Annotated in this window: 18 protein-coding genes and 2 tRNA genes; 4 read left to right on the forward strand and 16 right to left on the reverse strand. The window is 46.5% G+C overall.

All coding sequences use genetic code 11. The annotated features are described in order from the left end of the window. The first annotated feature begins 3 nt into the window (after nt 1–3). On the forward strand, nt 4–681 hold the full coding sequence (locus ACWB0I_RS11600) for a SatD family protein (protein ID WP_479388232.1): 678 nt from the start codon (nt 4–6) through the stop codon (nt 679–681). On the opposite strand, the gene ACWB0I_RS11605 is transcribed toward ACWB0I_RS11600, so the two are convergent. The 16 genes from ACWB0I_RS11605 to mvaD form a co-directional block, all read right to left on the reverse strand. Further along, entirely contained in the window at nt 650–1,462 is an 813-nt protein-coding gene (locus tag ACWB0I_RS11605; protein WP_479388233.1) for a lysostaphin resistance A-like protein, read from the reverse strand. The two genes, ACWB0I_RS11600 and ACWB0I_RS11605, sit on opposite strands and share 32 nt — an antisense overlap. Beyond that, nucleotides 1,459–2,265: a TrmH family RNA methyltransferase gene (locus ACWB0I_RS11610; protein WP_479388234.1), complete on the reverse strand. Its 807-nt coding sequence runs from the start codon at nt 2,263–2,265 to the stop codon at nt 1,459–1,461. Before ACWB0I_RS11610 ends, ACWB0I_RS11605 begins: the two co-directional genes overlap by 4 nt. Further along, nucleotides 2,265–4,076, reverse strand: coding sequence for a chloride channel protein (locus tag ACWB0I_RS11615; RefSeq protein ID WP_479388235.1), 1,812 nt, complete (start codon nt 4,074–4,076; stop codon nt 2,265–2,267). Before ACWB0I_RS11615 ends, ACWB0I_RS11610 begins: the two co-directional genes overlap by 1 nt. 17 nt (nt 4,077–4,093) lie before the next feature. Beyond that, nucleotides 4,094–5,359 carry a histidine--tRNA ligase gene (gene hisS / locus ACWB0I_RS11620; RefSeq protein ID WP_479388236.1) on the reverse strand — a complete coding sequence of 422 codons (1,266 nt, stop codon included), beginning with the start codon at nt 5,357–5,359 and terminating at the stop codon, nt 4,094–4,096. A gap of 132 nt (nt 5,360–5,491) precedes the next feature. Further along, nucleotides 5,492–6,943 (reverse strand): protein kinase domain-containing protein, encoded by a 1,452-nt coding sequence (locus ACWB0I_RS11625; RefSeq protein ID WP_479388237.1) that lies wholly within the window; start codon nt 6,941–6,943, stop codon nt 5,492–5,494. 21 nt (nt 6,944–6,964) lie between these two features. After that, on the reverse strand, nt 6,965–7,297 hold the full coding sequence (locus ACWB0I_RS11630) for a P-II family nitrogen regulator (RefSeq protein ID WP_479388238.1): 333 nt from the start codon (nt 7,295–7,297) through the stop codon (nt 6,965–6,967). An 18-nt stretch (nt 7,298–7,315) separates the two neighbouring features. Then, complete coding sequence (locus ACWB0I_RS11635; RefSeq protein WP_479388239.1) at nt 7,316–7,789, reverse strand: PTS sugar transporter subunit IIA; 474 nt, start codon at nt 7,787–7,789, stop codon at nt 7,316–7,318. 367 nt (nt 7,790–8,156) lie between these two features. Continuing rightward, the gene (locus ACWB0I_RS11640; protein WP_479388240.1) at nt 8,157–8,597 is read right to left on the reverse strand and encodes a Dps family protein; all 441 of its coding nucleotides are present in this window, start codon (nt 8,595–8,597) and stop codon (nt 8,157–8,159) included. A 188-nt stretch (nt 8,598–8,785) separates the two neighbouring features. Further along, on the reverse strand, nt 8,786–10,978 hold the full coding sequence (gene katG / locus ACWB0I_RS11645; protein WP_479388241.1) for a catalase/peroxidase HPI: 2,193 nt from the start codon (nt 10,976–10,978) through the stop codon (nt 8,786–8,788). A gap of 63 nt (nt 10,979–11,041) precedes the next feature. Further along, nucleotides 11,042–11,476 carry a Fur family transcriptional regulator gene (locus ACWB0I_RS11650; RefSeq protein ID WP_479388242.1) on the reverse strand — a complete coding sequence of 145 codons (435 nt, stop codon included), beginning with the start codon at nt 11,474–11,476 and terminating at the stop codon, nt 11,042–11,044. A 341-nt stretch (nt 11,477–11,817) separates the two neighbouring features. Further along, nucleotides 11,818–13,050, reverse strand: coding sequence for a glycosyltransferase family 4 protein (locus ACWB0I_RS11655; RefSeq protein ID WP_479388243.1), 1,233 nt, complete (start codon nt 13,048–13,050; stop codon nt 11,818–11,820). An 11-nt stretch (nt 13,051–13,061) separates the two neighbouring features. After that, nucleotides 13,062–14,318, reverse strand: coding sequence for a glycosyltransferase (locus tag ACWB0I_RS11660; RefSeq protein ID WP_479388244.1), 1,257 nt, complete (start codon nt 14,316–14,318; stop codon nt 13,062–13,064). A gap of 41 nt (nt 14,319–14,359) precedes the next feature. Further along, a complete protein-coding gene (gene idi / locus ACWB0I_RS11665) occupies nt 14,360–14,926 on the reverse strand; it encodes an isopentenyl-diphosphate Delta-isomerase (RefSeq protein ID WP_479388245.1) in 567 nt (188 codons plus the stop codon). A 16-nt stretch (nt 14,927–14,942) separates the two neighbouring features. After that, a complete protein-coding gene (locus ACWB0I_RS11670; RefSeq protein ID WP_479388246.1) occupies nt 14,943–17,195 on the reverse strand; it encodes a hydroxymethylglutaryl-CoA reductase, degradative in 2,253 nt (750 codons plus the stop codon). 53 nt (nt 17,196–17,248) lie between these two features. Further along, nucleotides 17,249–18,313 carry a mevalonate kinase family protein gene (locus ACWB0I_RS11675; protein ID WP_479388247.1) on the reverse strand — a complete coding sequence of 355 codons (1,065 nt, stop codon included), beginning with the start codon at nt 18,311–18,313 and terminating at the stop codon, nt 17,249–17,251. Beyond that, entirely contained in the window at nt 18,310–19,296 is a 987-nt protein-coding gene (gene mvaD / locus ACWB0I_RS11680; protein WP_479388248.1) for a diphosphomevalonate decarboxylase, read from the reverse strand. Before mvaD ends, ACWB0I_RS11675 begins: the two co-directional genes overlap by 4 nt. Before the next feature lie 182 nt (nt 19,297–19,478). Between mvaD and rdgB the strand changes: the two genes are divergently transcribed. From rdgB to ACWB0I_RS11695, 3 genes are all read left to right on the forward strand, one after another. Further along, nucleotides 19,479–20,090: an RdgB/HAM1 family non-canonical purine NTP pyrophosphatase gene (gene rdgB / locus ACWB0I_RS11685; RefSeq protein WP_479388249.1), complete on the forward strand. Its 612-nt coding sequence runs from the start codon at nt 19,479–19,481 to the stop codon at nt 20,088–20,090. A 51-nt stretch (nt 20,091–20,141) separates the two neighbouring features. Beyond that, nucleotides 20,142–20,215, forward strand: a tRNA-Pro gene (locus tag ACWB0I_RS11690). Between the two features lie 15 nt (nt 20,216–20,230). Next, a tRNA-Arg gene (locus tag ACWB0I_RS11695) sits at nt 20,231–20,289 on the forward strand.

The following is a 20,289-nucleotide window of genomic DNA, read 5'->3' on the forward strand; positions in this document are numbered from 1 at the left end:
TTCATGGAACCGGTAACGGTGATCAATGGAGACGTTAAGGCGTCTCGCAAGATGAAGCAAATGGAGCGCTACGAGTGGCAATTGTTCCTGAAATCGACGTTTGTGCAACTGAATGAACAGTATGCCGAGCTGTTCGAGGCGCCATTCATGATAACCAAAGGGGACGAGTTCCAGGGCGTAGTGCGCCAGATGGTAGATATTAACAAGATTATCTGCAAAATTGAGCAATTGATCTACCCTCTGCAGGTCCGTTTTGGCGTGGGTTACGGAATTATTCACAAAATGGGTAGCAAAATCCCCATCGAAATGGATGGTCCGGCCTTTCATCGGGCTGCGGAGGCTCTGGGGATAGCCAAACAGAAAAAGCGTTTTGTCTGGTTTTCTACACAAGACCCGGCATTTGATTTAGCTGCCAACACCATTTACCTGCTTATTTTTGCCATTAAATCTAAATGGAGCAAAAATAGTTTTACGCGTTACTGGAAATACAAAGAGATGGGCACCTATGAAAAAGTGGCCAATAGCGAAGGGGTTAGCCCGCAGGCGGTTTGGGACACCCTGCATCATGCGCGGGCCATTGAAGTGATCGAGGCAGAGAGCATGATCGAAGAGATGCTTAGACAAAGAGATGAAGAACGACAGGCCGCCCTCAGGAACGGTAAACCTGGTCCATCTTTTTAATAGTAAAAACTAACAACAACAATCCCGCGAGAATCAGCACCGGATTTACATGCCCCCGCCAGGTATAAAAGGGAATGATCTTTAACGGATCCAAATTTACAAATAACACGCCGATAAAATTGTACACACCGTGAATGATGATGGTGGGGAAAATAGAGTCGGTTCGCCAGGCCACATAGCCAATCAACACGCCTAAGACAAAAATCTGAATGGCCCAGTAAGGATTTTGATGAACCAGAGTCCAGGCGATGGAAGTTAAAACGACGGCTCTGGTTACATCGCCTTTTTGTTCTAAGGCCACCTGAAGAAAACCGCGGAACAAAAATTCTTCGGCTACTGCGGCAATCAAAACGGCACCTAACAGAATTTGCACCCATTCTGAACTACTCTGCGCCTGTAAAGGTTTTAACATCTGGCTCAACCATTCCGGCTCTTGCACAAGCATCTGAACCAGCCGATCTAGTTCGTCTCCCACAAGGGTTAATCCCACACCGTAAAGAATGCTCAGGTACAAAATGGAAGGGGGCACTTTTTTTAATCGGAAAACACGCGCCATTTCAAATTGGCGGAACCGGGCGTAGAGCAAGGGGATCAGCAAAAATACAAGCCCTCCAAAAATGTAGATCATTCTGGAGTTTTCGATCAGTTCAATGGGTTCTTTGGCGCCGGAAAGCGCGCCGACCACAATGACCATTACAATCAAAGAGAAAAACGAAGCCAGAACAACAATCAGGGCTTCCACAGGTTCAGGAAATGGTTTGGTTTGCTGCGGTTCGTTCATGGTTTTTCCTTTCCGGAAGTAAGCTTCTGTTCTGCCAAGGCAAAATGGTACAAAAAGACAGTGGCGGCCATGGCCAGATTCAAAGACTCGCCCCGTCCGAAACGGGGAATTGTCAGCTGGAGATCGTTTAATGTTAAAACATCTTCGGAAAGTCCGTGCGCTTCCGACCCAAGGGCCAGAATGACTTTTTGTTTTGGATCAGGGTAAAATTGTGTGAGTTGTTCACCGCCCTGGACGGCACTGGCCAGTAGATGGTAACCTTTTGTCTTTTTCATTGTTTTCAGGTCGTCGGGCAAGATGCCTTCGTAAATAGCAAGATGGGCAATGCTTCCCGCGCTGGCCCGCACTGTTTTGGGGGCATAGGGATCAACCGAGTCCGGGCTTAACAAAACCGAAGTCCATCCAAACCAGGCCGCGCTGCGCAATAGGGTACCTAAATTCCCCGGATCGTTCACCCGTTCCAGATACAGGAGTCGTGCTGGTAAATTCTCTATGCGTAAGCGGAGCTGCGGACGCCGGACAATAAGGGCAATACCCTGGGGCGTCTTTTCTTCCACAACCTGCTTAAAATCCTGTTCGCTCAAAGTTAAAATTTCCGAACAATCCATCTGTGGGAGTTCATTCATCAGGCCTTGATGGCTTTCAGAAATTAATACCGATTTTACTTGAAGGTGTTGAGAAGATAAGGCTTCCTGCACGGCGCGCAAACCGCTGATTAAATACAGACCAGACTGCAGGCGATATTTTTTTTGTTTTAATTGCCGAATGTTTTTCAGCTTGTTTTTGCTTATTTTTTGCAACATTATTCGCGACTATCTGTTAACAACAAACTCTCTTTGGAATATTTACGCCAGATGTCTTCTCTGGCCACCATTCCCAAATAGCGCATATTTTGAGTGGAATCGACCACCGGCAGGAGATCGGAATCGTCGATTTCCATTTTTTGCAGGGCTTCTTCCAGGGTGCTGTCCTGTTCCAGAACAAAGATGTTCTCGCTCATGATGTCAATGGCTAAAAGCAATGGCGCGATGTCCTTGTCAAAAAGAACCGGTCGTATTTCGCGTAGAGAGATGGTACCCACCACCCGATTTTGCTTGTCTAACACCGGAATCGTGTTGTAATGGGTTTTCATGAAGATGCTCAGCACTTCTTCAAAAGGGGTGTATTCGTAAACCACAGGCACTTCGGTGGTAATCAAATCGGTAATGCGATGCCCCCTTAAAATGTCGAGGTTCTTTCCAGCTTCGGTACGATGGGAAAAAAGAGAAATTTTCATGGTGTAAATGGATTCTCTTTCTAACGCACGGGCTACAATGACAGAGGTTACGGTACCAAGCATTAAAGGCAAAATGATGTTGTAATCGCCGGTAATTTCAAAGATCATTAACAGGGCAGTGAGAGGGGCGTGAATGGTTCCGGAAACAATGACGCCCATACCAACCAGAGCATAGGCGCCCGGAGGCGCGGTAATCCCGGGAAAGAGCCGGTTGACAACAGAGCCGAACAAAGCGCCAAACATGGCTCCAATGAACAGAGAGGGCGTAAAGAGACCGCCGGTTCCGCCGGAACCCAGGGTAAAAGAGGTGGCCAGAATTTTGGCAATAATCAAAATTGCGATGATGGAAATTTCGGTGTAGCCCATTAGCGCAGTGTGCGTAGCCGAATCGTCAAAACCGTAAAGTTCAGGAAATTTGTAGGCAATGATTCCGGTCAGCAAACCGCCAATGGCTGGTTTTACCCAGGAAGGTAAGGCCATTTTTTCTTCGAAGACATCTTCGATACCGTAGAGCATTTTGATGAACACTACCGCTAAAACGCCTCCCAGCAGCCCCATCAACAGGTACAGAGGATATTCTGCCGGGTTTTGCAAGGTGTATTGCGGAACATTGAACAGAGGACTGGAACCCACCAGAGAGCGGGCAAGGGTAGTAGAAATCACCGAGGAAATAACAATGGGAGAAAAAACGCCCAGGCTGTAATCGCCTAAAATGATTTCAATGGCAAACAGCACGCCGGCCACCGGGGCGTTGAACACTGCGGCCAGACCGCCGGCAGCCCCACAGCCCACCAGGATTTTGAGGCGCCGTTGCGAAACATGAAACAGCTGCCCAATGCTGGAACCAATGGCTGCCCCGATTTGCACAATGGGTCCTTCTTTGCCGGCGGAGCCACCGGAACCAATGGTTAAACCTGAATTGATGGAGGTTAAAAATGTTACCCGCTTACGAATGTAGCCGCCTTTATTGGCCACCGCGTCCATGACGCTGGGGATACCGTGGCCTTTTACCTCCGGCGAAAACTTGTAAGCAATGATGCCCACCATCAGCCCGCCAATGGCCGGGTAAAAAATGCGTAAAAAGTTGGAGGTGGAATCCGTGAACAGGGTCAGGCCAATGTGTTCAAATAGGACGAAATGCACGCCATTGACAATGATGTTGAGCAGATAGGCGCCAAAACCGGTGAAGATGCCCACAAGGGCAGCCAGCCCCATCAGGTACAAATCGGTCGGAGCGTTTAACTTGTACAAAAAGCGCAAACTTTTGATTTGCCAGCGTCGAAAAATTCTTTGCCAACCCTCTCTGGTACTGATCGTTTGTTTGTCTAATTCCGTCATTGGTCCATGAATTCCTGCTAACCTTCTGCGACCTTTTGTTTTAAAAAGGAAATGATGTCAGAAAAGGGAACCTGAAGCTGTTCTCCTTTGTCCATCAATTTAACGCTGAATTGTTGCTCTTTTAGTTCATATTCGCCCAGCAAGAGTACAAATTGGCATCGCTGACGATTGGCCTCCCGCATCTGAGCTTTAATACTACGCCCCAGGTAGTCCATTTCAGCTGAAAATCCGGCCTCCCTGAGCCGTTTTATCCATGCTGGCGATTGATTCCTGGCCTCTTCGCCCAAAGCCACGACAAACACATCGAGTCGGGGCCATGTTCCCAACACAATGCCTTCCTGTTCCATGGCAATTAAAAGGCGTTCCATGCCAGCAGCAAATCCAACGGCCGGTGTGTCCGGGCCCTCCAATTCCTTCGCCAACAGATCGTAACGCCCGCCACCACAAATCGCGTTTTGGGCTCCTAACGTTTCGCTGGTAATTTCAAATACCGTGCGGGTGTAGTAATCTAACCCGCGTACAAGGTAAGGGTCTTCTGAAAAAGGAATGTGTAAAACAGTTAACGTTTCTTTTACTTTTGTGTAGTGATTGGCACAGTCCTGGCACAGATGTTCGTTCAATTTTGGCGCATTCTGATTCAATTGTTGACAGGTTTCATTTTTACAGTCCAGAACGCGCAAAGGATTTTCGTCGTAGCGCCGCTGGCAATCCTCGCAATATTGGTCCAATCGGGGACGAATATATTCTTTTAGCGTCTTTTTGTAAGGCTCGCGGCAGGTGGGATCCCCCACAGAATTGATGCGCAGGTAGATTTTTTTTAATCCGATTTTTTGAAAGATGGTCATGGCCAGATCGATAATTTCCACATCCGCAAGCGGGTCGGTTGTGCCCAGGGTTTCCGCTCCAAACTGGTGAAATTGTCGCAATCGACCGGCCTGGGGATTCTCCTGACGAAAGAGGGGTGCGATGTAAAAAATTTTGTTCAACGGAGCGCGGGCGTAAAGCTTGTTTTCGATGTAAGCGCGCATGATGGGCGCAGTCATTTCTGGCTTTAAAGTTAACTGTTTTTTGCCGCGGTCTAAAAAGGTGTACATCTCCTTAGAGACGATATCGGTTAACTGACCGATACCGCGGGCAAAAAGTTGAGTTTGCTCGAATATCGGCGTGCGCATTTCATGAAAATTGTAAAGAACCATGGTCTTGCGGATCAGGTCTTCCAGGGCCTTCCATTGCGCGCTCATTTCCGGTAAAATGTCCTGCGTCCCTTTAATGCGTTTTATCATTTCTGAAACATTCTCCATCCATTGGTTACGGTCATCTCAAATTTGAGCCCTAAAGATAATACAAAATTACAGATTACACAACTTTAGAGCTGCAAAGTGGGGGAATTCTTTCCCGTGTGGTTTTTAAGCGTATTATTCAGGATCCAGGACAAAGAACAGTTGCTGTTTCTGGCCGCCCTGAATGGTGAGTTGTTTTTGAACGGATTTAAAGCCTTTATGTTGCAATCGCAGTAGATATTCGCCAGCGGTTAGCGAATCCAGATGGAGTGGCGTTTGGCCCATCAGGCTGTCGTTTAAAGCAAGGGTGGCTCCAGAAGGTTCTGAGTAAACGGTTAGTTCGGCCAATGATTGTTTTTTAAGATCGGGTAACTGAACACGTGTTTTACGGGCCGGATGAACGGAAAAGAAGATATTGATGAGCTCATCATTCTGTAAATTTTGCAACACCAGATGATGTGGCCCCCCTATGATGTTATTGATTTTAATGGGATGATGATCGGTAATGATCGGCCGACGATGATCCAGTACAAATTGGTACTTACCCGCTGGAACGCTTATTTCAAAATGCCCCAGATGTTGTTGCTTTAAATAGTTGGGAAGAACGTAAAAACTACCCAATGTTAAAAACAGGATGAACAGTTGCGCCAGACGCCACTTAATGCGTGAATGGCTTTTAACAAAATCGTGAATGATGGTTTGTGTGCTGGTCGCTCTGTTTTTGTCCAGACGATTCAAAAAACGGGTCAATATTTTTTTTCTCTTACTGCGGATTTGCCAGGGGAGAACGCGCTCCAGATCGTTAATTAATTCAGTGGCCGACTGATAGCGCCTATTAGGATTGTGTTGCAAACATTTTTTTATGATGCGCCGCAGCTTGACAGGTATGGTAGGATTAATACGTTCCGGAGGAAGATATTTGCCTCTTACTATTTTGTTTAAAACTTCACTCTGGTTGGTACCTTCAAAGGGTTTTAAGCCAGTCACCATTTCATAGAGCAGGACGCCAAGGGAAAACAGATCGCTCTTTTGGGTTAGCGTGTCGCCATTGGCCTGTTCAGGCGACATGTAGGCCGGCGTCCCGACAATCATCCCTGTAAGTGTAAGACGCGTAGAGAGATCGTCCCGCGCAATGCCAAAATCAATAATTTTAACATTGCCGTCGTAAGAGATCAGAATATTGGACGGTTTGATATCGCGATGGATGATATTGCGTGTGTGCGTGTATTCCAGGCCGCGGGCCACGCCCAGGGCAATCAGCATGGCAATGTGCGCCGGAAAGGGAGCCAGATGCTCAATAATCGTTTGCAAATCTTCGCCATCAACATGTTCCATTACCAGATAGTAATTACGGTTTGCGTAGATGAAATCATAGATGGCAACTAAATTTTCATGATGAAATGAGGCGCTCAGTAAGGCTTCTTTTTTAAAACGCTTGATGATTTCACGGTTGGGGTCTTTAAGCTTTTTTATGACCACGGAACGTTTGAGGGAAGGTTGTAGGGCTTTGTAAATATAGGCCATGCCCCCTTCGCCGATCTTTTCGACGATTTTGTAGGTGCCAATATATTCTGCTTGTGCTGCCATGAAATTAGTTCTGATTATACTTTAAAATTGATGAATCCCTTTTACAAAGTCCAACGGCAGGCTCATAAAAATACCGTTACCCGGTTCATCAAAATTGCCTATCATGCGCTCCAGGCTTTTAACCATCGGTTCGATTTTGTCATCCTCTACCGCGGTCAAAATGGTTTTGTTCCCCGGCCGACTCTCCTGAAGCAGATTCTGAAATCCTGCGAAAATGGGGATGTCGTGAGCCAGAATGCGCCCCATGCCCACACTGTCGATGACCGTAGCGCCGGAAATACCCAATTCCACAAAGGTTTCTAAAACTTCATTTAAAAATTCTTCTTTATTTAAAACAAAGATCACTAATTTCATGTTGATTCACAAAGAAAGTTATTCTAAATCAAAGTAATAACTTTCTTCCTCTTTCAATAATTCATGCGCTTCTTGAGCCGTGGTGCATTCCATAAGCTGGTCACGCAGTTCTTCGTTGCTCATCAGGCGGGAAATTCTGCTCAGTAATTTGATGTGCAGGCTGGGGTTGTTTTCCGGACCGATTAGCAGAAAGATGATATGAACCTTCTTCTTGTCTATGGCTTCAAAATCCACGCCTTTAGGATGAATACCAAGAGCCACTGAGAAGTTGGGGCAGGAACTGTGTTTGCAATGGGGAATGGCAATGCCGTTTCCAACACCGGTGGTCATCAGTTTTTCGCGCTCTAAAATGGCCTCGTACGCTTGGTCGGCATCAGCAATTAATCCTTCTTTGTCAATGACTTCTATTAAAGCCTTAATACATTCGTCACGCGTGTTACATTTCAGCGGAATTAAAATGTGTTGTTCCGTTAGTAAATCGGTAAGTTGCATTTTACCTCCTTATTCTTAATTTGTAGTAATTTATGGAAATTATTCATTGATGCCAAAAGAATTGTTGGCCAAAAACCGCTATTCTTTGTTAAAAGGAAGGGGACAATTGGATCTCAAGCTGAAAAAATTGTGCTGCTTTTTGTGGATAGAGGAGTATGCTCAGAAATGGTTTTGCGCAGGGAGGGCAAATTGTTTGCTCCATTGATTGCAAAAACCGTCGGGTTCTGCCCAAGCGGATTTTCAACGCGAAAAGCTTTTCCCCGGTTTGGATTGACCCGATCTCTATCAGCCATCGAAGGTAAAAAAAACGGCTGCCCGGGTAATCCGGAACAACCGTTTTCCATGTTTTTAGCAATGGTCTTTACTTTTATTGACTGGCCTTTAACATCCAGATAGCTTTTTCCAGCCACTCCACATTACCGTCTGCAAGATTGGCTGTAGCCGTGTCCTCGAGTTGAGCGCCAGCTGCGGAAATTTCCCTGAAATCTTTCAGAAGAAGCGTAAAATCTTCTAATAGACCATCAATCACCTGTTCGGTGGTAAATTCCGTCTGACTATTTTCTTTCAAGGTCGCTGATTCCAGATATTGTTTCATGGTGACCAGAGGCTTTTGGCCTAATTGCAAAATACGTTCGGCAATGGCATCGTATTGTTCGGCCACATAGTTGTAATAACCTTCTGTTGCTTCATGAATGGCAAAAAATTGTTTGCCTTTGATGTTCCAGTGGTAGTTGTGTAGTTTTACGTACAAAACCTGTAAGTTGGACAAAGTCCGTTGTAGGTTGGAAATTAAGGTTTCCTGTTTCATGAATATTCTCCTGTATTTGTTCATTAATTCTGTTTTTACATTTAACAAGGTTCACTTGCTCAGACTACATCATTCGTCAAAATTCCGGCGCAACAATCAATTCCGCTTCGTGTCGGAGAGAAGGAGCAGCGATTTAAAAACCGCCGCTATCCATACTCTCCAAATAGGTTTCGGTCGAATGAAAGTGTTTACCACCAGGCGATGTCAAAGCGATCAAGATTCATCACCTTGTTCCAGGCCTTTACAAAGTCCTGTACAAATTTTTGCTGATTGTCATCCTGCGCATAAAATTCAGACACAGCTCTTAATTGGGCATTAGAACCAAAAACCAGGTCAACGCGCGTACCGCTCCATTTGAGCTTGCCGCTTGCTCTGTCGTATCCCTCAAAGGTGTCTGGCGACACGGCTTTCCACTCCACCCCCATGTCGAGTAAGTTGACAAAAAAGTCGTTGCTGAGCGTCCCCGGGCGACTGGTAAACACACCGTGTTTGGAGTTTGCGTAATTGGCTCCCAGGGCACGCATTCCTGCGACGAGAACCGTCATTTCCGGCGCGGTTAAGGTTAATAATTGGGCCTGATCTAACAACGCTTCTTCGGCTCGAATTTGATAACCGGATTTGACGTAATTGCGAAATCCATCGGCCAGAGGTTCCAGGTAGGCAAAGGATTCGACATCGGTTTGTTCCTGTGTAGCATCGGTGCGTCCCGGAGTAAAAGGTACCTGGACCTGGAATCCGGCACGTTTTGCTGCTTCTTCAATGGCGGCCACTCCACCCAACACAATCAGATCGGCCAGTGAAACACGCTTATTACCGGTTTGGGCTTTGTTAAACTGCGTCTGGATGTTTTCTAAAATGTTCAAAACTTTGGTCAGTTGCTGCGGTTGGTTAACCGGCCAATCTTTTTGTGGAGCCAGACGGATGCGTGCGCCATTGGCACCGCCCCGTTTGTCAGAAGCGCGGAAGGTAGCGGCCGATGACCAGGCCGTGTAAACCAGCTGAGAAATGGTCAATCCTGAAGAGAGCAATTGTCTTTTTAACTCAGCAATGTCCGACTCATCGATTAATTCGTGATCTACAGGAGGCAAAGGATCCTGCCAGATCAGGTCTTCATCCGGAACTTCCGGGCCGAGGTAACGCGACCTGGGCCCCATGTCACGATGCGTAAGTTTAAACCAAGCTCGCGCAAAAGCATCGGCAAAGGCAGCCGGGTCCTCTAAAAAATGCCGGGAAATTTTTTCGTATTCCGGATCCATGCGAAGCGCCAGGTCGGTGGTCAGCATAAAGGGTTTGTGCTTTTTTTGGGGATCAAATGGGTCAGGCACAAGATCCTGGGGTTCGGGATTGACCGCTACCCATTGCCAGGCCCCGGCAGGACTTTTTTCCAGATTCCAGTCGTATTTGAATAAAAGCTCTAAAAAGCTATTGTCCCATTTGGTAGGCGTAGGGGTCCAGGTTCCTTCCAGACCACTGGTAATGGTATCCGAACCTTTGCCGTTTCCATAGCTGTTTTTCCAGCCCAGGCCCTGTTCTTCCAGAGGGGCAGCTTCCGGCTCTGGCCCCAGATGACTGGTGGGGGCAGCGCCATGGGCTTTGCCAAAAGTATGGCCGCCGGCAATGAGAGCTACGGTTTCTTCATCGTTCATGGCCATGCGTCGGAAGCTCTCGCGGATATGTTTGGCTGCTTCCAGAACATTGGGTTCACCGCCTGGCCCTTCCGGGTTGACATAGATTAACCCCATATGATCGGCGGCCAGAGGTTTTTCTAACTCTCCGTGAGGGTGGCGCTCATCGGCCAGCCATTCCGATTCGGGCCCCCAGTAAATATCTTCCTGCGGCTCCCAAACATCCACGCGACCGCCGCCAAAACCAAAGGTTTTAAAGCCCATTAATTCCAGTGCGCAATTGCCGGCCAAAATCATCAGATCGGCCCAGGAAATTTTATTCCCGTACTTTTTCTTAATCGGCCAGAGTAAGCGACGCGCTTTGTCCAGATTGATGTTGTCGGGCCAACTATTGAGCGGAGCCAACCGTTGACCGCCAGATGAAGCGCCTCCCCGTCCATCAAACACGCGATAGGTGCCGGCGCTGTGCCAGGCCATACGAATGAACAATGGGCCGTAATTACCGAAATCAGCCGGCCACCATTCCTGAGAGTTGGTCATCAGAGCGTAGAGATCGTTCTTAAGTGCCTTATAATCCAATTTGCTGAATGCCTCTGCATAGTTGTAGTCCTTTTCCAGTGGGGTACTGATGTCCGGATTTTGATGCAATATTCTGAGATTCAACTGGTTGGGCCACCATTTGCGTGTCAAATCTCCGCCAGCGGTAGTGTGCGGGTAGCTTCGATGCCTGGTTTCATGATTTTTTTGATTTTTCATGACGAATCCTCCAAAATAATTTTTAAACAATAATTATTATTATATAACAAACAAAAAAATTTCTTATTCCCGTTTTTGCAAACAATCGGAACAAATTACATTAAAATGGACACTAAATCCTAAAAGTTTGTTTGTGCTGGCAATTTCTTCCGGAACGTGAATTTGATTTAATGTTTCATCAAACACATCAATTACTTTTTTACATTGAACGCAGACAAGGTGATGGTGCGGTCTGGTTTCAGGATCGTAACGCACGGTATTGTGGATGGGCGTCACCACCGAAACAACCCCAATTTTTTCAAATGTTTCCAGGGTTTTGTAAACCGTAGCAAAGGAAATCGTGGGAAATTCTTCCTTTACCTTTTTGTAGATCGCTTCTGGGCTGGGGTGGCTATGGTCTTCTGAAATGGTTTTGAAGATGGCCAGCCTCTGCGGGGTAACGCTCAGGTGAGCTTCACGGCACTTTTTGATAAAGTCATTTATTTTTGTATGGTTCATTTTCCTGCCAATAATTAATAATTATTATTAGATAATAATACATTAATGCATATATTGCAAATTTATTTTTGATTTTTCCACAAGATTATGACGGTAAGGTAAAAATGAGCTTGAACAATTTTGTTTTTAAAAAGGATGGCCTAAGGTTTGTGCCACCGATCATTCTGAGTCCCGATTCAGCGTACTGAAAAATCTTGTAACTACTGTAAAAACAATCTTACTTTCGAGGTTTTTCCTGCTCAAATATTTTTAGAGCGGACTCATTTTTAAATTAGCAAAAACCGTTCTTTGGACAAAAGCAGCGTGGAAACATTATTTTTTCTTTTGCCCTTTGCCTGTTTTTAAACAAGGTTTTTAAGGAAAGGTTTAAGTTCCCTTTGATAGATATTGTCCCACACGTATTCCTTCATGACTTTTCGGAACCAGCGTGTTTGCTTTCCCTTTGAGATCAGGTCCATGATGGATTTAGCGATCTGCCGCGGCGGTTCATTCAATTGGAAGAACACGACATCGTCGCCGGCAATGGATCGGAATGAGGGAATGTCAGAGCAGACAACGGGCAATTTGATCATCCCGGCTTCTAATAGTGGAATGCCAAATCCTTCGATTTTGCTGGGCAAAAACAATAAGTCCGAAATCAGGTACAGGTCACGGATGGTGACGCGGCTGGCCGGTAATTTTCTTCCGTCTTTAAAGGTGTAATCGGCTACCATAATTAAATCTTCCAAAACGCTTTTTTCACCTGCCAGACGAAGCAACTTGTTGTGATATTGTACGGTTTTGCGTTCATGAGGATCGTAAGCGCCGGTTAAAAGCAGCTTGGCATTTATGCCCATCTCATGTAATGCGTGAAGCACTTCAATGGAGAGTTCAATATTTTTTCGGGGATGCAGACGGGATGGTTGTACCAGAATCAGGTCTGCATGAAAGAGATTTTGCTCATAAATCAGGCGTACGGTATGGCGGTCCAGTCTAAAAAAGCGGATGGGATCGATGCCATTGGGTATTACTTTGATGTCGTCATCTGCGGCCTGGTAGAGCTTTTTAAATTCTTGCGCCCGACTTTGAGAAATGGTCACATAATGAATGTTGGGATTATACGTTTTCAAAATTTGGAATGGTTTGCTGTCCAGTTCTTGTGGATATTTGTTGTAAAAAAAGGGGGAGTCATGGTTCCAGTTCACCACAGCAATTTTCCGCTCATTGGCCAGTGCGTGCAGGGCGTAGGTCAATGGTAAGTTGTAGGGCATGGAAAGCACATTGTGGGCAATCAATACGTCAAAATCGATCAACGATTCTTCTAACTGTTTTCGAATTTTCTGAGCGGTGGCCTGGAGCCTGGCCTGGTTTTCGGCTGCCTTTTTTTGCAGCTTTTTAATCTCCTTGTGCTGTGAGGAGTAGAGGGGATTGATTTCAAAGTCAATACCATTTTCAAAATGATCGCCCATGCCTGCCAGCACTTTTACAGGATGATGGAAACGGTGGAACAATGAAGCCTGCTGACGAATGATCTCTTCGACGCCGCCGACCACAGGTGGGCAGGAATAATGTAAAATGGCAATGTTAATGGTCATTGGTTTTTACCTCAGGGTTTGAAGGTGTTTATCAGGTAAAGTAGCTTCTCTTCGGCTACTTCGTATGAGAAGTATTTTTTAGCCAGTTCATAATTTTTTAGAACCATGGTTTCACGGTAGGACTCATCCTTTAAAACGCGCTTAATTTTGGTGATGGCCTTTTTGGTGGCAAAGCCTTCGATGGTAATCACATTGAAGCCGCGGGGTTCAATGTCGACCCGGTAAATGGAGTAGCGATTTACGACAATCGGTTTCATGTAATAAATGGCTTCTAAAAAGGCATTACCGAACCCTTCGTAGCCGCTGGGATAGGTAACTAAATCGGCGCAACGATAGACATCTTCAATGGTGTACTTTTTCCCACTGCGCCCGTGGTTATCGCCAATCAGGTGGTCGATCAACATCAGGCGGATTTTGTGTTTTTCCGCATATTCCATGATGCGTTCGTAATATTCACCGCCTTCGTCTCCGGCAGAATGGGAAATGATCAACACCGGATTTTTTAAATTCAGATAACTGACGATTTCGATGGATCGTTCGATCCATTTGCGGGGGACAATTCGTGTAGGCTGCAAAATGAAAGGATCATCCGGGCCCAGTCCTACAATTTCGCGTAGTTTACAATTTTTGTGTTTTTTTAAAACGGGCTCTTCTTCAAAATTAAGCACATTAGGAATAATTGTGTTGCTTATTCCTACCCGATAGCTTAGTTCTTTAGATGCCAGCGAATTGATTACCACATGCCGGATATTGGGGTGATCCGGGGGGAAAGCCATATTCAGATAATCCTGGCAGGCATTGACCAGGAAACGGTCGCGTTCCCAGTAAAAATCGTGGTGATGAGCGATGGTCGGAATACCGGTTTCATTTATGAATTCGGTCAGAGCCAGGCCCAGGGAAATGTTCATGGGGATGGTCAGAGCGTTTTCCGGTATGAGCAGGTCAATGTCGTACTTTCGGATAAAGCGGTACAGTTCGACCTTTAATTTATCCTTAATTTCATGAATTAGCCTGGTAATTTCTGCCGAACGGGTCCGTGCTCCAAAAATAGCCTGATTAATTTTTTGAATTTTAGGGTGATCAAAAAATGCTTCTTCAACGGTAAACGAGCGCGATTTTGGCGTGGAAAGCTCTCCGGCAAAGAAGAAACAGTCGAAGCGGTTTCTCTCTAAAATCTCTACCCATTTCTGGATTTCCAGCGAAACCCCATCTGTACCGGCAATGCGTGTAGAAATAAAGCCAATATTTTTAATCGGTCTGCTCAACATGGCTTCGACTCCTCAGGCTCTGGACCTATCATGGTACCAATTTATTCGGCAATTATTTTCTGGACTTCAGGCCAAAATTCTTCACGAATACGTTTCCATTCCATTTTGAACCAGGGCGTAAATTGTTGTGGATGAAGGGCCATCTCTTTTTCCAACTCTTCCGGAGTTACGTAACGGATGGCGGCGATTTCTGTAGGATTGACCCCAGGCAGTTCGTCACTCTTTCCCACATAAACCGAACACAATTCATTTTCTGAACCTTTGTCATCAAAGCGGGCATGGTATTGAAATTTAAATAAGAACTTAAGAGGGGCGGTTAAACCCAGCTCTTCCTGCAAGCGGCGTTGGGTAGCCTGTTCATACGTTTCCCCTTTGCGCGGATGGCTGCAGCAGGTATTGGACCAATACAGGCCCCATAGCCGTTTTTGTTCGCTGCGCTGCTGTAAAAGCAGTTCTCCTTTGCTGTTAAACAAAAAGATGGAAAAGGCCCGATGCAGTAATCCGTTTCCATTGTGGCAAATCTCTTTGGTCTGGTAACCGAGCACATTATCATTCTCATCCACCAAGATCAATTTTTCATCATCAAACGAAACAATTTGATCCTTCACTTCAAATTTCCCCCTCTTATTTCAGGTCCGTAATGTAGGCCCGGTAGCCACTGTTGCGGATGGCTGTAGCTACTTTTTCTGCGTTATCCGGGCACAGGGCAATCACAGCGCCACCTCCGCCTCCGCCGGTTAATTTAGCACCCAGGGCCCCGTGATTGCGTGCGATTTCAACCAATTCCTCGATTTCACGTCCGGAAACCTGCAGGGCATTGAGCAGCCCCTGATTAATGTTCATGAGTTGTCCCAAATGTTCCAGATTGTATTTTTCGATGGCCTTAACTGCTTCCAGCACCAATTTGTTGATTTCGTTAAAAATGTGGTTGTAAAGGCGCTTATTGTTTTCCCAGGCCTGACGAACACGAGCTACCATTCGGGCCGTTAAGCTTTCGGTCCAGGTAAGGCCAATCACAATGCGAATCGGTTGGGGGACATGCAGCTCCTGAATTTTAGGCGGATTTCCTTTCTGGTACAGGAGAAATTTACCGTAGGTGGCCAGGGTATTGTCAATACCCGAAGCGGTTCCGTGAACAATCTGTTCCGATTTAAAGGCCAGTTGTGAAATTTCTTCCTGGGTCAGATTGATTTTAAACCGTTCGGCCAGGGCGCGAATGATGGCCACAGCCAGCGAAGCGGATCCTCCCAGCCCCATGGCTCTTGGGACATAGGGGAAGACTTCAATTTTCATGTTTTCTTTGTCCAGCCCCAATTCGTGTAAAATCAGACTCAAGGACTTAAAAATGGAATACCGATACTCTTTTCCCTTTTGCAGACGTTCTTCCACCCCCCAACGCGAAATAATCAAATGAATGCCCTCCTGGTCACTATCGGAAACCAGAGCCTGCATGGCCAGGGGAATGGGAGCGGCAATCGCATGGGAGCCGTAAACGACCGCATGCTCGCCCAGTAAAATAACCTTCCCATGTCCGGTAGGAATTTTCTGCTTGGATGGCGCCAGGTACAATTCGGTTTTAAGTTTGTCTTCCTTTTTGGAAATTTCTTCAATAATTTCTTTGGCTTTCCAGACCTTTATTTCATTGGTCTCAATCAGCCGTTCAACCACGGTTTCGAAGATTTCCGGCGTGGCGCCGGCAGCCATGGCTACGCTGCGGGCATGCAGGCTCATGTGTCCGCGCTGAATGCCTTCGGTAGCCAGAGCGCGAATGGCTGAAAAATTCTGGGCCAGGCCAACGGCGGCCAGTACCTGGGCCAATTCAGAAGCCGATTGGACATTGAGTAGGTGCAAAGCAATGGCTACAGTAGGATTGCTCTCCAGGGGGCCGCCAACAATGCCCACGCGGATCGGCAACTCAATAGAACCCAGCAAATCTCCGTTTTCTGCTTTTTCCCAGCGTGTTAAAGAGGTGTAGCGTCCGGAACGGGCCGCGTAAGCGTGCGCCGCGGCTTCGATCGCCCGCCAATCGTTTCCTGTGGCAATTACCACCGGATCAATGCCGTTCATGATGCCTTTATTGTGCGTAGTTGCCCGATAGGGATCGGCTGCGGCAAATTCGTAAGCCAAAATAATACCGTCACGAACCTGTTCGCCGGAATAGCCCTTACCTTCGAGTAATTTAACCGGAATGCGGCATTGGGCGCGGGCAATCGAGCGGTCGGCAAGATTGGACAAAATACGCAGGAACACCTGTCCGCCGGTAATCTTCTCGATCAGCGAAGCCACCCCTTCACACATGCTGTTAACCAGGTTGGCGCCCATGGCATCACGCGTGTCGACCAGAAGGTGAACAATAACCATATCGCCGCGGTGGGAAGCTCCGGAAAGAATGCGCACTTCCAGATCCTGCGCACCGCCTCCACGGGCTACCATTTTGGGGTGCAAACTATTGGCCAGATTAATGATCTCTTCTTTGTTTTGTAAAATGGCCTGCCTGGCGACTGAAGGATTTTTTACATCCACAACCTGAATCTGACCGATTAAAATGGGTGCGCTGTACTGCGCCTTAAATCCTCCAGCTTTGCGAATGATTTTAGCCGCAGAACTGACAGCCGCTACAATAGAAGGTTCTTCGACGACCATGGGAATCACGTAATCCTTGTCGTTCACCAAAAAATTTAACCCCAGGCCCATGGGCAACCCGAACACGCCGATCACGTTTTCTATCATGCGATCGGATTCTTCGCTGCGCAGTAGGTGGTTGCCGTTTTTTAATTTAATGTATTCCTGTTCACTTATGAAGTTACGTTCGTACAGAATTTTCAAACGTTCCTGGATGCTTAATTTGTAAAAATTGGCAATGCGCGAATTTGGCATTTTTAATCCCTCGTGTTAATTTCGATGTTAAATCTAATTAAATTTTCAACAGATTAAAAGGATTTTTCTACTTGCACTCCGTGTTCATCGACCTGCACTTCAAGCGGGATGAAACCGTGCTGTCTGATCAAGACTAAGGCGTCATCCAATTTTTTGGGGTCAGCGGAAAAAATGAGCCCAATGTCTCCGCTTCCGGCCCCGGATGGTTTGTAGGCCACTCCTGCCTGCTGAGCAAGGCTGGCCAGTTTTTGATGCACTTCCGAAATGATGGGCATGGCGCTTTGTTCGCCCAGATTTTTTAAAGCCATGTAAAATGCACGAACCTGGTTTAAAAATAGTTCCACTTTCCCCTGTTCAAATGCCTGCAACCCTTTTTCAGAAATGGTTTTCAGTTGTTGCATAATTTGCCGGTAGGTTTGCGGTTGAGTCTGTTTAAGCTGTTTTACGCCGCCCACCAACCTGGTGGTGGATGCGCTTTTACCAGTAAATATGGGTTTAAAGTACAAACCGGGGCAGGCCCCCAAGCGCAACGGTAACTGAACATCCGCAGCCGCCGGATCGCGACGCACGTATTTTAAAAATCCCCCGAAATAACTGGCAGCGATGTCAATGCCGCTGCCCATCTTGCCCTGCGCATGGTGATGAGCCATCAGGGCCTGCAAAAAGGCCTGTTCGCGGTTGAGGTCGAGTTCTAAAGTGACAATCAAAGCTTGAACCAAAGCCACACAGAGGGCAGCGCTGGAGCCAAATCCTATTTTGCTATGAAATTCACGGGAATAAAAGGCTTCGGTATTGATTTCGATTCTCAAACCCCGGTTAAAATGGGAGGGAGCAATGCGCTGGTAAACATATTCCATAATTCCGGCAAACAAGTTCAGCTTCCGCAGGAGATGGGTGGAAAGTCGCGGGTCAAAGCGCACTTTACCGCCGGGCAGTATGATGAAGGGCAGTTCGTGTAAATGCAAAGAGGGAGCCGAGAAGAGAAATTCATTACCTGTAAGTTTTTCGATTTTTACTCTGGCCCGCACATTAACCGCACATACCAGAGCAGGCGTGTTTTCCAGCACAGCGTATTCGCCCAACAAGATCATTTTGCCCGGCGCGCTCACGGTAATCATGTTTCGTACTCCAGGATTTTTGCCGACGGACCGGGTGCGTTGCTGATCACTTTTTGAATTCCCTCAATGTTTTCCAGAAGATGACGAACCCGTTGTTCGTCCTGCGGTAAACAAAGCGCCTTAATTTGCGGTCCGGCGTCGATTGTAAAGTAGACCGCAGTACCCTGCTCCCGTAAGTAGCGAATGGCGTGCATGGCCTCAACGGTTGTGGCATTCCAGTAGATAATACCTGGATTGCTGCTCAGAGCCAGAGCGTGCATTTTTAGACAGCTGTGTTCCGCCAGATTTCCGAGATGTTCAAAATCTTTCTTCAGGATGGCCTGACGCATGGCCTGTAAATCTGCTGGCTGAGACTGGATCCAGGCCGAATAGTAAGGCGATGTTTTTTTGCTGAGATTCATGCCCTTTGTGGAAGAAATTTTTTTCGGGACACTGGAGGTAATACCTATGAGTAATCGAATGTCCCAATAATCGGCCGGGGCGATCATTTCTGCGAAGGCATCGCTACCATCTTTTTGCTGTCCGACGTGCATCTCGACAAAGCCGCCAAAAATAGAGCGGGCCGCAGAGCCAGAGCCCTGTCGCGCTAAAACAGAGAGTTCCCTGGGACTAAGTTCCAGATTCAGCGCCTTTGCAGCGGCCAGGGTTAGGGCCGCAAAGCCCGAGGCCGAAGAGGCCAGTCCCGCCGATGTTGGAAAATTGTTTTTAGATTTAATGTGGGCTTTCCAATTGAGCCCTGCCTTTTCCCGAAACAGATCGAGAAATTTTGAAGTGCGTTGTAATTCCTGTTCGCTACAGGAAGTCTCCCCCAGAAGGAGCGCGTCTTCTTTAAATGCTGGACTCCATTCAATTTCCGTTTCACTCCACAAGGCGTCCAGGGTTAAGGAAATCGAACCCACCGCCGGAAGATTTAGGCGCTCATCTCTTTTACCCCAATATTTAATCAGGGCAATGTTAGCATGTGCTCTGGATTTAGCTTTCATAGGTTTCCTTTGAATTAATAATAGTTAAATTTAAAAAAAATAGAACCAATTTGCGAATCGGTTGTTTGGCCTGGCTTAGATTCGCATTAGCAGGAATCAAGAAGTTTTGACAATTTCAGATTTTTATTACATCTTTGCACAGAAAATTATTTAAAACGGAAATTAAGAGTGGAGAAATTTTGATGAAAATTTTAGTTGCCACAGGAAATCCACATAAACTGAACGAAATACAGCAGATATTGAAAGAACTTCCGGTACAATTGATCTCTATTGACCAGTTACCTAAAAAAATTGAGGTAGAAGAAAACGGGCGTACTTTTGCAGAAAACGCACAATTGAAAGCCGAAGCCTATTTTGCCCTGAGTGGTTTGCCAACGTTAGCGGATGACTCAGGTCTGGAAGTACCGGCCTTAAACAATGAGCCAGGGGTACAATCTGCGCGTTTTGCCGGAGAAGATAGTGATTATCTGAAAAACAATTTATTGCTTCTGGAGCGCATGAAAAATCTGCAGGGCGCCGACAGAAAAGCCCGTTTTAGATGCGTGGTTTGTTTTAAAAATCATGAAGGGATGTGGTTTTTTGAAGGAAGAACCGAAGGAGAAATTATTGAAGACTTTCGCGGTAAAAGCGGTTTTGGCTACGATCCGCTGTTCCATATTCCGGAGTTAGGAAAGACGTATGCCCAGTTTTCTGCCGATGAAAAGAATAAGATTAGCCATCGGGGCCTGGCGTTAAAGAAGTTTAAAGACTTTTTAAAAAGTTATTTGAAAAAACTTGACAACAAAGATGAATGATCTTAAATTTGTGAGCTCTAAATTATTTTAGAGAGCAACGAAAAGACCCATCGGGGCGTAGCGCAGTCTGGCAGCGCACCTGCCTTGGGAGCAGGGGGTCGGAGGTTCAAATCCTCTCGCCCCGACTTCGTTGCGCCCTTAGCTCAGTTGGATAGAGCAACTGCCTTCTAAGCAGTGGGTCGGAGGTTCGAATCCTCCA

Source organism: Caldithrix sp., assembly GCF_056497305.1.